This is a genomic window from Vibrio sp. Vb2880 (assembly GCF_033337975.1).
Taxonomy (GTDB): Bacteria; Pseudomonadota; Gammaproteobacteria; order Enterobacterales; family Vibrionaceae; genus Vibrio; species Vibrio alginolyticus.
Window position 1 is genome coordinate 417,160 of record NZ_JAWORT010000002.1, and the last position, 12,863, is coordinate 430,022.

The window sequence follows — 12,863 nt, forward strand, 5'->3', positions numbered from 1 at the left end:
CCCGCAACACAAGAAGTCAGTTGGCACTCTGTAAAAGAGCGCTAAGGGTTTTTACGTCTTAAACTTTTTGGAGAGATACGCAAATGTCTGCTTCGTTTCCATTAGCGAAACTTACCTTTTTAATCGCTATATTGACTGCCGTGGGTCAAATGACCCAGACAATGTACGTGCCTTCAATCGGTCATATGGCGGGCGAGTTTTTGGTATCTGCGTCATCACTTCAAGCTGTGATGGCTTGTTACCTAATCCCATATGGCTTGTCGCAATTTGCGTATGGCACACTATCGGACCGCTTGGGACGCAAACCGATCATCATCGTCGGGCTGCTTATCTACATCGCGGGTACACTGGTAGCATTATTTGCACATCAATTTGAATGGTTCTTGATTGGTAGCTTTATCCAAGGCTTAGGTATTGGTTGCGGCGGTGCGATGTCACGCACTCTGACTCGCGATTGCTTTGAAGGCTCTAATCTACACAGAGCAAACAGCTTAATTAGCATGTGTGTGATTTTCTCACCATTAATGGCACCAGTATTAGGCGGCTACCTAACAGAAGCTTTCGGATGGCGGTCGAGCTACTTGTTCTTAGCGCTATTTGCTATCGCGGTTGTGATCACCATGATGACAAGCATGATGGAGACGCTACCAAAAGAGAAACGCAAATTCGAACCAGTAGCCAAAAGCTACAAACACGTTTTGTCTGACCGTCGCTTTCAAGGCTTTTTAATTTGCCTGGTTGCAACATTCGCAGGTGTGGGTGTATTCGAAGCGGCGGCTGGGGTGTTGTTAGGTGGGGTATTAGAATTACCTGCAACAACGGTAAGTTTGCTGTTTATATTGCCGATCCCAGGTTACTTGGTGGGTGCGGGCTTATCTAGCTACATCGCAAGACGTCGCTCTGAGCGTCGTGCTCTAAATGTAGGCTTGGTCTCTATTTTTGTAGGCTCTGCTATTGTGCTCATCCCAGGCTTGTTTGGTTTAACCACGGCATTAACGCTGGTTGGAGGCGCAACCGTGTACTTTTTGGGTGCGGGCATTCTCTTCCCAGCAGCAACAACTGGAGCGATTGCGCCATTCCCATACCATGCAGGAACAGCAGGCGCGACATTGGGTGGCATGCAAAACTTGGGGGCAGGTGTAGCAACTTTGCTCGCGTCACTATTTCCAGCGCATAACCAGATGCCTTTGGGCATTTTGATGATGGCAATGTCGGTAATTGCAATGCTTGGGTTAATGTGGGTGAATCGAGCACACAATCACTCAAACGAAGTACCGCAAGTTATCTGATCATTATCAGCTTACTTTCAAAATCCAAAAGGGACACACTCAACAAGTGTGTCCCTTTTTTCATATCACACTATATCGATTTCCCGATGAGAATGATTTAACTTTCGAATTGATATTTGTTAAAAATAACAGCTGCTTACACAATGTGTTTTCAGCTTCCTTCAAATTGAGTAGCCAACTCGAAAATATTGAGGATTCTCACTTTTTCGGCATACCCCATAACAAAGAATGGACAACTGAAAACCACTAACAAAATGAAAGCCCAGCCCTCAGGATGAGGCCACTTGAGTGTACAATAAGGATAAAATCAGATGCGTTTCACTTTAACTACGTTGGCCGTCTCGGTCGCGCTTGTCGCCGGATGCAGCAATCAAGGAATCCCCAGCATGACTCAATACTCCCAAACACAGATCGTTGCTCAACAAACTCAAGCTCCGGTTGCGAAAAAAGTCCCTCACTCGATGACTATTCATGGCGATACCCGCGTTGATAACTACTACTGGATGCGTGACGACGAACGTAAAGACCCTGAAATTTTACAGCACCTAGAGAAAGAAAATCAGTACGCAGAAACCGTTCTAAAGCACACTGAAACACTTCAAGATACGCTATTTGAAGAAATTAAAGGGCGCATCGCAAAAGACGACAACTCAGTACCGGTTCGTAAAGGCAACTACTTCTACTCCAGTGAAGTGACCGGAGATAACGAGTACGAAGTCCATTTGCGAGCTAAAGACTTTGCAGGCAAAGACAAACAAATCATTTTAGAAGTCAATGAACTAGCAAAAGAACATGAATTTTTCAGTATCGGCGGCCTATACGTTAGTCCGAATGAAAACTTATTGGCGTATGGCGAAGACACATTAAGCCGCCGCGTGTACACCCTTAAGATCAAAGACCTGACAACAGGCAATTACCTACAAGATGAAATCGAAGGGGCCTCAAGCGCTGTCGCATGGCAGAACGATAACAACGCCTTTTACTACATCAAAAAAGATCCACAGACCTTATTGGGCTACCAAGTTTATCGTCATGTATTGGGCACACCACAAAGCAGCGATGAGCTGATTTTTGAGGAAACCGACAGCGCCTATTACACCTCACTAAGCAAAAGCAAAGATGGCGAAGATATTTATATCTGGCATTCGAGTACAGAAACCAGTGGGGTCTCTATCATTGATGCGAACAACCCTAAAGCAAAGGCGAAACCGTTCTATCCTCGTGAAGATGGCATTGAATACAGTATTTCTAAGCTAGGCGATTGGTACTACATTTATACTAACTATCAAGCCGTCAACTTCCGTTTGATGAAAGTTCATCAAAATGACATGCATGACCGCTCTAAATGGCAAGATGTGATTGCCGCAGACGACAACACTCAACTTGTCGACTTCGAGTTATTCGATGATCACATCGTCTATGAGCAGCGCTCTAACGGCCTAGCAAGCGTCACTGTACGTCAGCTTTCAACAGGAAAAGAACTCCCCCTCACATTTAATGACGATGCGTTTGCTGCCTATTTGACAGGTAACCTAGAGCTGGATAACGAGAAAGTTCGTATTTATTACAGCAGTTTAACCACTCCAGGAACCTACTACGATTTCGATCTAAAAACGGGCGGGTCAGAAATCATGAAGCAAACACCTGTACTTGGTGATTTTAATCCTGACAATTACCAATCAGAACGCATCATGGTCACAGCCCGTGACGGTAAAGAAGTACCCGTTTCTTTGGTGTATCGTAAAGACTTATTTAAGAAAGATGGTACAAATCCACTCTACCAATATGGTTATGGATCTTATGGCGCAACCATTGAGCCAACTTTCCGCTCGACACGTTTGAGTCTATTGGATCGCGGCTTTGTTTACGCCATTGCTCATATTCGTGGATCTGAAATGCTTGGCCGCCCTTGGTATGAAGACGGTAAAAAACTAACCAAGCAAAACACATTCAACGACTTTATTGATGTGACTAAAGGTTTGGTTGAACAAGGCTACGGCGCGAAAGATAAAGTCTTCGCTGTTGGTGGCTCTGCAGGAGGTCTCTTAATGGGGGCTATCATCAACCAAGCACCAGAACTGTACCGCGGTATCGGTGCACATGTTCCGTTTGTGGACGTGGTAACCACTATGCTCGATGAATCAATTCCATTGACCACCAATGAGTATGATGAATGGGGTAACCCAAATAACAAAACATACTATGACTATATGTTGAGTTACTCGCCTTACGACAACATCAAGGCGCAAAACTACCCGAACATGTTGGTAACGACTGGCTTGCACGACTCTCAAGTACAGTACTTTGAACCAATGAAGTGGGTCGCCAAACTTCGTGAAATGAAGACAGACGATAACGTCTTATTGTTCAAAACCGATATGGAAGCCGGACACGGCGGCGCATCTGGTCGATTTAAGCGCTTAAAAGAAGATGCGCTAGAGTATGCCTTCTTCCTCGATTTACTCGATAAAAAATAAGCGTATTAATAGAACTGTATCTCTAACAACAAAAAATGCCCGCAAGTTGCGGGCATTTTTATAGACGCACTCTCTAAACAAAGAGTGGGGTTACCTAAGCACAGAATGACTAGCGTCTCTTATAGCCAAAGGATAGCAGAAAGAAAAACGCCTACTCACAACGAGTAGGCGTTAACACAATAAATGTGTTTAGGCAGTAGAAACTGGCCTATTTATTAGAAGTAGTAACGAGCACCTAGAGTCCAGTAGTCGTTCTCTTCATTGTTGTAGTCGTTACCTAGATCAAACTGGTAAGCTGCAAACGTTACGAAAGCAGGAGTTACAGCGTACTCTGCTTGTAGCGCAGTTTCGCTTGAAACTGTCTTATTGTCTTCTTCGTCTTCTACGCCTTCGTAGTTAACGCTGAATGTCCAATCGTTTACGCCGTATGCCAAAAGAGCTTCAAGTTGAGAAGTGTCTTTACGCATTTGGTAGAAGTACTCGTTCATACCGTATACTACTGCTGCGTATAGACCTGAACCGTACTGACCGTAGTTTACAGAGAATAGGTGTGATTCAGCGTTCTTAGTACCTAGAGTCGCGTTTTTAACATCACCACCGCTGTATACGTAGCCTAGACCAAAGCCAGCTACAGAACCGCTCAATGCAACTTGACCACGTTGCTCGTATGTTGTTGCATCTGAAGTTTGCTCACCTTGCCAACCTAGACCTAGGTTGAAAGCAAAACCTTCACCAAATTCAAAACCTTTACGGTAGCTAAGCATTTTATCAGCACGAGCTGAGCCTAGGTTGCCGTGGTTGTCGTACAAAAAGTCGTTCGCAAACGCGATTGGTAGATCCGCAACGCCAGCGACATCGTAGTAAGGTGACCATTGAGTACCTGCTACTAAACGGCCAAACTGCTCATGAGTAGCACCGATGTAACCTAGACGAGTTTTGAACGATTGCTCGCCACCGTTTAGGTAGTTAAGCGCCCATTCACCTTTAGCGTCGATAGTAATACCGTTGCCAATGTCTTTCTTACCCGCAACGTTAATACGTGGAGACACTTGGTGAACTTTTACATCTTCTTCGAAATACTCACCCACGCCAACTGAAACGTGACCGCCGATCGATAAAGATGTACCATCGCTGTTGTAAACTTCTGCTGCGAAGGCCTGTGAACCACATGCTAGTGCCGCCACTGCAACGGCTAGAGTTTTCATTTTCATTGTTAACATCCGTATAGTTGTTTGTACCGGTTCGCTTAGAAACAGATTAAATCCGAATCAATCGCAACGAACACATAACAAAGTAGTAATGAAATAGAAATGAAACAAACACTTTCTTATGCAACCAGTGGTATTAATGTTCACATTTTGAACTGAGTCACAAAAAAATAGGGAACTTTTCATTCCCCATCATAAAATCTGTGGCTTTTTACGTGTCACATCTCCCAACGTGCGAGTGGCTTCTCAGTTTTGATACCCTTACTGCCCCAGCGGTCAATAACATCAATTTGCAGTATACGACTCGGTTTAATAAGCGATGTCAAGGTTTTCGACGGTCGTTTATCCGTCACCAACCATAGCGTTTTATCTTGTTCAAACTGAGCTTTTAAAGATAATTTGTCTTCTTCTGTCCACTCGAGTTCCGGCTTAAATTCGCGCCCAACCACAAACAATTGGTTGCCAGAGGCAAAGTCCTCTAATGACTCACTCATCAGTACCACTGAATCGATGCCTTTATCGAAGATCTCTGCCTGTTGTTGGTTGATCAGTTCACGCACATTGAGCATAAGAGCCTGTTGATTCGTTTGAATCGTCTTTTGGTGTTCAGGATATACACGTTGTAGATCCTCTCCAACAATACCCGCCATTCGGATTAAGTTTGTAGGGTTAAGCCACGCGTACTTCGATGTTGACCCGTTTTCCAATGTCAGTACTGCAACTCCTTGAGCTCTAGGAGAAATGGCCTGCGATGCATCGATTTCAATCAAGTGAATGTTGCCCTGTCGAGCGTAAACATAAGTCGGGTCTTGTTTCCAAATCGCACCAAGAGTAATAGCAACCGTCGCGACTTGACCCGCTTGCTTAACTTGCTCTGTACCTTTATTTGCGAACCAGTTTTCAAGACGCTCAACGCCGTAACGCTTTGGAGGCAGATACTGAGTCTCTATCCCTGTACCTTTCATGAGTTGCTCAGACAACATGTACGTGACGGGAGTGCTGGTTAAAATGTCTTTGGCGCTTGCCAACGATGGAAGTGTTGTCGCTATAACCAAACCAAAAGTTATCGCTAATTTTTTTATCTTCATGTTCATTACTTTATAAAAAGGGTTACGCTTTTTGGATAATTCGGTAAACCGTTGCTGTTAGGAAAAATGCCGCAGAAACAATGATGATGGATGCGCCTGATGGCACTGGTAGCTCAAGCTCCATCGGCAGTATGGTTCCTACTAAACACGCAATGGTTGCCAATAAAGAAGAAAGGAGAACAAAACTGCCCATGCGTTTAGTCAATAACCTAGCCGTTGCACCAGGAATCAGTAGCAATGCACCAACCAATACCGCGCCAATAATCTTTACAGCGGCAATGGTGACCAAGGTGATCATCATGACAAATAAGTAATCATAAAAGCTGGTATTAAAGCCGCGTACACGTGCAATATCAGGGCTAATACAAGTCAGCAAAATGCGGTTAAACGTTGGAATAAGAAGCAGTAATATGATCAAACAACTGATCGCTAAAATAAGGATATCGTTGTCCGTCACAGTCAAGATCGAGCCAAACAACACGTTCTCCAACATGTGAATGTTGATCTTGCGAGCAACGTACATTAACAGCGCAGCACCAACCGCTAACGCTAGTGCAAGAAAAACCCCAACCAGTGTGTCATAAGGTACATTCGTACGATTACGAACAAAGTGAAGCAACAGCGCAAAAATCATACAAAAGCTAAACAATCCGATGATCGGATTCTCTGGCGGCTCACCGAGCAACACACCAATCGCGATTCCGGTAAGCGCAGCGTGCCCAACCGCTTCAGAGAAAAAAGCCAGTCGCTTGGCGATGACTAATGTACCAAGACCACCAAGTAATGGTCCTAATATCAGCGCTGCCACAATTGCGTTCACCATGAAAGCATAAGAAAAGCTATCGCTTAACCATCCAGCTTCAACGCCGCTAACCGCTAACTCTCGCAACCAATCCATTATGCAGCCTCCACTTTTGCTGTGTAGTGCTTGAATAATGTTTCTATACGATCAGGACTTAGCACATCTGAATGGTGCCCTGACGCCACAATTTGACGATTTACAACATGGACATGCGCATCTAAACGGCGCACTGCGGTCACGTCATGGTGTACTGCCAGTACCGTTTTGCCTTCTCCAACGACTTCATGAATCAAACCTTCAAGATATCGAACACCTTGCTCATCCATGCCAGTTGTAGGTTCGTCTAAAACCAATAAATTGGGCTCATCCAGTAAAGCTTGCGCAAACAAAACACGCTGTTGCTCACCGCCAGAGAGTTGCCCCATACGACGGTCGCTACGCGTTGCCATACCCACGCGATCCAGCTGGGCCAGGGCATGTTGAGTTTGTTTCGTTTTACGTCGCCAAAATAGAGGGATACGAGTTTGGTTAAGCAGTACAAAATCCATCACGGTTAACGGGAGGCTTGCTTCAAACATCGCTTTTTGTGGCACATACCCTATCTTCCCCGATGCAGCTGATGGTTCTGGCCAATTGAGCGCTATGTTTCCCGAAAATGGCGTGAGTCCAAGTACCGAACGAAGCAAAGAGGTTTTACCACCGCCGTTCGGTCCCATAATCACGTGACATTTCGCGTTCTCGAATTCGGCGCTGATGTTCTGCAAAATGATATTGTCGGCGTATTTTAGGCCCACGTTACTTAAGGAAACGGAAGGTCCAGTCATTACGCCTTTTCCCCTGCTCGCTTACTCGCCACAAATTTCATGGCTTCGATTAGTGTTTCCACATTATCTCGCATCTCAACCTCAACTTTATCGGCCTCATACTCACCGTGAGTCATGTGAGAAAAGCGATAAAGCTGCACCCCAGTCGCCTCTTCGATGGTATCAACAAAGCGATTCGGCATATTGAGCTCATAAAACAGAACATCAATGCCCGATTCACGAATTTTCTCTATCGTTTCCTGTAGCTGACTTGCACTTGGTTCTACACCATGAGCAGGCTCAATGACAGCGGCAACGTCAACACCAAACTCCTGAAGGATATATCCGTAAGCATTGTGGGTTGTCGCCACCTTCATACCAGCCGTGTCCAACTCACCAAGAGACAACATTGCATCACGCTTCATCAGGCGAAATGTTTTCGCGTATTTACGGGCATTTTGGCGATAGAACGCAGCATTGTCTGGGTCCAATTGGCTTAGCTCACTCGCGATGGTGTAAACCTTTTGAATGGTTGTTGATAGACCGACAAAGGTGTGAGGGTTCACTGCTCCTTGACCAACAGACTGCCCCATAGCGGGCAATAAAGGCACTTCTTTGTTCGCTTCGATAACCACGAGATCATCACGCTGAGAAGCCTTGATCACTTTCAGTGCAAAATCGTCATGACCAATACCATTGATCACTATTACGTCCATTTCATTTAAGCGTTTAAGATCATTAGGTTGTGGTAAATAGTTGTGAGGATTAAAACCAGCATCAACCAAAGGAATGATGTCCGCCTTCTCACCCACAACGGCTTTAACATAGCTGTAATAAGGTTGTAGCGTAATACCAATACTGAGTTTTTCGGCAGCAAAGCCTGTAGAAGACACCGCCAATAACGCGGTGGCTGTAAGAATACGACGTAAAAGAGAGCGTTTGATCATAGTACTTATCAATTATGTTGTCTTAATGGGCGTGAGAGTGAGAGGAAGAGTCTGACACAACGATTTGTTTCCAACCGAAATCGTGGCGTTTTGCTAGCTCGCTTAGTCCCTCCACATTTAACGAACGGCTAGAATCATTAAACCAAATATCAGCTTGAGAACTGCGGCTATCCAACAGCATGGAAGCAGAGCCTTGGGCACTGGTCTTCACGCCAATGTAGACACCGTCATCAATTCGTTGCCACTGATGAGAACCTTTACGCTTCCAATTTTGGTCTTTCACGAATGGAGCAATCCAAAGCGCCTCCATATCAGAGATCTCAGGCCAAGTTCCGGTATCTAACTGCAAATCACGAATCTCTTCATGAGCGAGCTTAAGTTCAGCGATCAACCCCAACTCATTTTGATGTAAATCCGTGATTAACACTTGATGAGACTGCATGTCTGGCTTTTCAGTCGCGACCTGATGGTAGGGCATAAGTATGGCTGCTGAACTGAGAATCGCTGCGATTGTCAGTGCGACCCACTTTCCTTCTCGGTTACCATCATCAGGGCGAACTTTCTGAACGCTCATTTCTCTTTCAGCTCAACGATATCCACTTCCACCGGGCTTTCATGTCCGGCATCAAATACCAAATAGAAATCTGTTTCAGGGTGAGTAAATTCTGCGATGGAACGCTTATCTGTTTTTTCTTTGGCGATCAGATTGTCGTCGTAATCGTACATTTCGACATCGTAGTCGACCGCTGTCGATCCATCCGAGTAGCCCGCTTCACAAATCACTTTATCTTGCGCCAAGTGACAGCTCATCAGAGGAAAATGTGCAGCAGCGTGAAAGGACGCAAATCCAGAAAAAAGCAAAACCGCTTTTAGAAGAGAAGTGTTAATCATGATAATTCCAAAATGGCCCAGAAATTGCTGGGCCTAATTCGATTAGTTAAGTTGAGTTTCAAACGTAAGATGAACATTGGCACTCGCTTTATCCGCCAATGGATTATCTTTCAATTCACCTTTGTAGTTCGCTTTCATTAAGTAGCGCCCGGCGACTTCTGGCGTGAAAATCACTTTGCCATCTTTATCGCTCACCACATCGATTTGTTCTTGATGGTTTCGGTACATGGTCCCTTCACGTGTAATCTCAGCAGTAACGCCCTCTTGTGGCTCTCCGTTAAAGAAAAACTGGAAAGTCACAGGCTCACCTTCAATGATGTCCGATGGATGCGTGATCGGTTTCATCTCCAGCATTTTGCCTTCAATCTCCAACGCTTTGTCCGTTGGCATACCAACCGTAATGTAGCTTTCTGCTCGGGTGTAACTTAGTTGAGTAACCACATCACGCGCTTGCTCAGGAAGCACGTCACCACGCTCAGCTTTGTTTGCTCGCGCCCATTTCACCGTATCACGACGGCCCGCTTTGTATTGTGTGTAGTAGCTCGGCTGATTATTAATCGCGACTTTGTGCGTGCCTTCTTCTGTAAAAAAGAAATCAAACATAGAGCGACGCTTGCCACGAACAACAAAGTTAGGACGCTCAGAGCGGCCATCCGGCATCACCACAAATGCCTGGTCACTACCCGCAGGCTTATCAAAAACAAACGTTCCGTGAGAGGCAGTAACATCAAATGTCAGCCAGTCACCGCCTTCTTTAGAAACCGTAAAGTGAGAGGGCAGAACCCAACGTGGATGTGCTTGTGCGGTGGTGGTTACAGCCAATCCCATTGCCATTACACTCGCCAATGCCACTGCTTTCATTTTGGTTTTCATTGTTGTGTCCTTTAATCACTTAACTTGATAATTGACGGTGATGACACCCGTCTCTTGTGTTGGTTTAAGCTCATAGCGCACGTCACTGTCCGCTAGCGTTATTTTTTGACGTAAGTAGTTTCGCCCACCGTGTTCACGAACGACTTCGACGTACAACGTGTAATTTCCTTGTTCCAAACGCTCCCCTGAGTCATTGGTTCCATCCCAGACAAAGCGGTATTGACCAGCAGGACGTGTTGCAGAAGTCACCGCATCAACAAGTTCACGATCATAACGACCCGCTTTTCTCCACCAGCTGCGTAGATCTTTTAACCATTCGTCTTTCCCTACCCATAACTGAATGGTTTTAACCGGTTTACGCTGATCGTTTTCAACCCAAACCGCCACATAAGGGCGTGCATACATTGAGGTATCTATCTTTGGAAGTTCGAGTTCGAAGTCGACCTTCGCGTTATCTGGTAGAGGCGCCGCGGAAAGAGAGAAAGGAGCAAAAGCCGCGATCAAAGCGGCTTTACAAAAGTGATTACGGCGGAAAAATCTTCCTGTGTTCAACATAAGTGTTCTCTAAAAAAGCTGTTATGGAACAGCAACAAAATAAATTACGAGCGACAGTAACGTACCAAAGCTCATCCATTGCATAGACGTTCTGAGCGTCTTCTTCTTAGGCAGTAACAAGCACACGCCTGTAAGAACAAAAAACACCATCAAAAGCGCAGTGACGTCGATAAACCACTTCCAAATCCCACCACTGTTGCGCCCTTTATGTAGATCGTTCAGCAGCGCAACAATACCGTAGTGCGTCGTTTCAACATCTGCCGCACCAGTAGTCATATCAATAAAGACCGTAGCGTTATAACCTGGGCCTTTAAAATCCATAGACAGCTCTCCGAGTAACAACTCACCTTGCTCAACTTCGGTATACACATCTAGTGCGGAGGGAGTGCCGCGAAGCTCGGTTTCTTTAGTCAAGAAAGCCACCAGTTCTTCACGATTAGGTTGAAAGGTATCTGAATGTGAGAATAGAACTGAGTGCGGAACCGTCAGAGTATGTTGTTGAATGATAGGTTCACTGCGTTCAAACAATTCGGGGCGATTGAGGGTAATACCAGTTACTGCAAAAAACAGCGTAACTAAGAGAAGAGCCATCGAAATATAGATATGTAGGCGGCGAGCCCAAGTTTGAACACCTTTGCTTTTAAGCAACATAGAAACAATCATCACCAATAAATGTGGGGCATAATTTAGGTGATAATCATTCGTATTGGCATTTAATTTACATTGTTTACTTTTTCAATTCAGCTTGGCTTGCGCATGTTTTAGCTATTTGGGCCAATGCGAGTTACAGGTTGCCTACCTTTTAGATAATAATCATCTCAATTAAAATAACTAAAAGTTAAACCACTTCCTCAATTCGCAAAAATGACATAGATCTCATATAAACGTAGGTTACTATGTTCTTTTTAACCTAATTACTTTCGGTGTAAAACATGAATAAATGTCCTGCGATCATCGGTATTGTATTTGATGAAAAGAGTTTGAAAGCTATCGATAGAATAAATGAATTACATGAATTAGAGAGATCGGCCAAAGTATTTATTAGCTTGGGTAACCTTTGGAGTATTTTTGGAGGAAACTCCCTGAAGGGGACAGCGAGTAGTGGCCTATCTAAAGCAATTACTGCTATTCCCGCCAAACCAGGATGGGAAACCGCTAAAAATGTTAGCATTGGATTAGGAAGAGGAATTTCTTCTGATGCAAGCCAAACTGCTTGGAGTATATCACAAGCTAATTGGGAGTATTACTTCAAATCATATAGTGCCTTAGATCAGATCAAGCTGAGAGAAATCGAAAAAATCGCCACTTTCCAAGCACTTGATCATGTACACGATAGCAAGCAATATAGATTTTGGAAAGCGATCTCAGATGGATGTAAAATATGAACAAGAACGCTGTAATAATACTCTTATCATTTTTCTCAAGTGTCGCTTTAGCAAATGCAAAATTTGAAGACAGTTTATTTAAAAATGTAAGCCAATCTATTGATAATTATGGTGCTAAGATAAAACAGTGTGAGTCTATGGCAAAACAGAATACGCCTGACAAAAAAACCCTAGAGTATTCAAAGAACCATATAGAAGCATTAACTCCTGTTCTGCCTTTTTTAAGCGAAAAAGCTTTTGAAGCTTGTGTCTTAAAAGAGAAACAAGAACTAGCATATTACTTATTAATAGCAAAAAATAACGCTTCAAGAACCTCAACATTAAAGCTTGTAGAATCGACTGAAAGCCTTACTTTTCATATCGAACCTACATCTATAGAAAAGTTTGAAACACTGAGCAAAGTACATCAAGAATATATAGAGAAAAGCCCCTTTTTCTCCCGACCATTTGATGCGTTAGCCTTTTATGAAAAACTCATGCAGTAAATAGCCTTTATGACTTTAGACAAAAAAATACCCGAGACTGAGCTCGGGTATTTAATAAAA

Annotated in this window: 14 protein-coding genes; 4 read left to right on the forward strand and 10 right to left on the reverse strand. The window is 44.2% G+C overall.

Annotation, left to right across the window (positions count from 1 at the left end; genetic code table 11):
• Window positions 1-83: 83 nt before the first annotated feature.
• Both emrD and R7M92_RS03835 read left to right on the forward strand, forming a co-directional pair.
• Entirely contained in the window at window positions 84-1,289 is a 1,206-nt protein-coding gene (emrD, locus tag R7M92_RS03830; protein WP_318132738.1) for a multidrug efflux MFS transporter EmrD, read from the forward strand.
• 311 nt (window positions 1,290-1,600) lie between these two features.
• Complete coding sequence (locus R7M92_RS03835) at window positions 1,601-3,766, forward strand: S9 family peptidase (RefSeq protein ID WP_318132739.1); 2,166 nt, start codon at window positions 1,601-1,603, stop codon at window positions 3,764-3,766.
• Window positions 3,767-3,981: 215 nt separating this feature from the next.
• Here the strand turns inward: R7M92_RS03835 and R7M92_RS03840 are convergent, their stop codons facing one another.
• The 10 genes from R7M92_RS03840 to R7M92_RS03885 form a co-directional block, all read right to left on the reverse strand.
• Window positions 3,982-4,977, reverse strand: a complete 996-nt coding sequence (locus tag R7M92_RS03840; protein ID WP_017635534.1) for a porin — start codon at window positions 4,975-4,977, stop codon at window positions 3,982-3,984.
• A gap of 215 nt (window positions 4,978-5,192) precedes the next feature.
• Window positions 5,193-6,062: a metal ABC transporter solute-binding protein, Zn/Mn family gene (locus tag R7M92_RS03845; RefSeq protein ID WP_158155663.1), complete on the reverse strand. Its 870-nt coding sequence runs from the start codon at window positions 6,060-6,062 to the stop codon at window positions 5,193-5,195.
• Between the two features lie 22 nt (window positions 6,063-6,084).
• Complete coding sequence (locus R7M92_RS03850; protein WP_005393560.1) at window positions 6,085-6,960, reverse strand: metal ABC transporter permease; 876 nt, start codon at window positions 6,958-6,960, stop codon at window positions 6,085-6,087.
• On the reverse strand, window positions 6,960-7,688 hold the full coding sequence (locus tag R7M92_RS03855; RefSeq protein WP_318132741.1) for a metal ABC transporter ATP-binding protein: 729 nt from the start codon (window positions 7,686-7,688) through the stop codon (window positions 6,960-6,962). The genes R7M92_RS03850 and R7M92_RS03855 overlap by 1 nt, the downstream gene beginning before the upstream one ends.
• Window positions 7,688-8,614, reverse strand: coding sequence for a metal ABC transporter solute-binding protein, Zn/Mn family (locus tag R7M92_RS03860; protein WP_171344285.1), 927 nt, complete (start codon window positions 8,612-8,614; stop codon window positions 7,688-7,690). The genes R7M92_RS03855 and R7M92_RS03860 overlap by 1 nt, the downstream gene beginning before the upstream one ends.
• 22 nt (window positions 8,615-8,636) lie before the next feature.
• Window positions 8,637-9,188 carry a DUF6162 family protein gene (locus R7M92_RS03865; protein WP_206955127.1) on the reverse strand — a complete coding sequence of 184 codons (552 nt, stop codon included), beginning with the start codon at window positions 9,186-9,188 and terminating at the stop codon, window positions 8,637-8,639.
• Entirely contained in the window at window positions 9,185-9,505 is a 321-nt protein-coding gene (locus tag R7M92_RS03870; protein WP_318132743.1) for a hypothetical protein, read from the reverse strand. The genes R7M92_RS03865 and R7M92_RS03870 overlap by 4 nt, the downstream gene beginning before the upstream one ends.
• Before the next feature lie 42 nt (window positions 9,506-9,547).
• Entirely contained in the window at window positions 9,548-10,378 is an 831-nt protein-coding gene (locus tag R7M92_RS03875) for a DUF4198 domain-containing protein (protein ID WP_005374252.1), read from the reverse strand.
• 15 nt (window positions 10,379-10,393) lie between these two features.
• Window positions 10,394-10,933 (reverse strand): DUF2271 domain-containing protein, encoded by a 540-nt coding sequence (locus R7M92_RS03880; protein ID WP_262665139.1) that lies wholly within the window; start codon window positions 10,931-10,933, stop codon window positions 10,394-10,396.
• Between the two features lie 21 nt (window positions 10,934-10,954).
• Window positions 10,955-11,584, reverse strand: a complete 630-nt coding sequence (locus tag R7M92_RS03885; RefSeq protein ID WP_021035904.1) for a PepSY-associated TM helix domain-containing protein — start codon at window positions 11,582-11,584, stop codon at window positions 10,955-10,957.
• Window positions 11,585-11,865: 281 nt separating this feature from the next.
• Here R7M92_RS03885 and R7M92_RS03890 point away from each other — a divergent pair, with 281 nt between their 5' ends.
• Entirely contained in the window at window positions 11,866-12,318 is a 453-nt protein-coding gene (locus R7M92_RS03890) for a hypothetical protein (RefSeq protein WP_033906230.1), read from the forward strand.
• Window positions 12,315-12,803 (forward strand): hypothetical protein, encoded by a 489-nt coding sequence (locus R7M92_RS03895; RefSeq protein WP_064354474.1) that lies wholly within the window; start codon window positions 12,315-12,317, stop codon window positions 12,801-12,803. Before R7M92_RS03890 ends, R7M92_RS03895 begins: the two co-directional genes overlap by 4 nt.
• Window positions 12,804-12,863 lie beyond the last annotated feature (60 nt).

What these genes read in the sequence shown, in the direction of transcription:
- emrD (WP_318132738.1), top strand. Translation starts at nt 84, where the DNA reads ATGTCTGCTTCGTTTCCATTAGCGAAACTTACCTTTTTAATCGCTATA.
- R7M92_RS03835 (WP_318132739.1), top strand. Translation starts at nt 1,601, where the DNA reads ATGCGTTTCACTTTAACTACGTTGGCCGTCTCGGTCGCGCTTGTCGCC.
- R7M92_RS03840 (WP_017635534.1), bottom strand. Translation starts at nt 4,977, where the DNA reads ATGAAAATGAAAACTCTAGCCGTTGCAGTGGCGGCACTAGCATGTGGT.
- R7M92_RS03845 (WP_158155663.1), bottom strand. Translation starts at nt 6,062, where the DNA reads ATGAAGATAAAAAAATTAGCGATAACTTTTGGTTTGGTTATAGCGACA.
- R7M92_RS03850 (WP_005393560.1), bottom strand. Translation starts at nt 6,960, where the DNA reads ATGGATTGGTTGCGAGAGTTAGCGGTTAGCGGCGTTGAAGCTGGATGG.
- R7M92_RS03855 (WP_318132741.1), bottom strand. Translation starts at nt 7,688, where the DNA reads ATGACTGGACCTTCCGTTTCCTTAAGTAACGTGGGCCTAAAATACGCC.
- R7M92_RS03860 (WP_171344285.1), bottom strand. Translation starts at nt 8,614, where the DNA reads ATGATCAAACGCTCTCTTTTACGTCGTATTCTTACAGCCACCGCGTTA.
- R7M92_RS03865 (WP_206955127.1), bottom strand. Translation starts at nt 9,188, where the DNA reads ATGAGCGTTCAGAAAGTTCGCCCTGATGATGGTAACCGAGAAGGAAAG.
- R7M92_RS03870 (WP_318132743.1), bottom strand. Translation starts at nt 9,505, where the DNA reads ATGATTAACACTTCTCTTCTAAAAGCGGTTTTGCTTTTTTCTGGATTT.
- R7M92_RS03875 (WP_005374252.1), bottom strand. Translation starts at nt 10,378, where the DNA reads ATGAAAACCAAAATGAAAGCAGTGGCATTGGCGAGTGTAATGGCAATG.
- R7M92_RS03880 (WP_262665139.1), bottom strand. Translation starts at nt 10,933, where the DNA reads ATGTTGAACACAGGAAGATTTTTCCGCCGTAATCACTTTTGTAAAGCC.
- R7M92_RS03885 (WP_021035904.1), bottom strand. Translation starts at nt 11,584, where the DNA reads ATGTTGCTTAAAAGCAAAGGTGTTCAAACTTGGGCTCGCCGCCTACAT.
- R7M92_RS03890 (WP_033906230.1), top strand. Translation starts at nt 11,866, where the DNA reads ATGAATAAATGTCCTGCGATCATCGGTATTGTATTTGATGAAAAGAGT.
- R7M92_RS03895 (WP_064354474.1), top strand. Translation starts at nt 12,315, where the DNA reads ATGAACAAGAACGCTGTAATAATACTCTTATCATTTTTCTCAAGTGTC.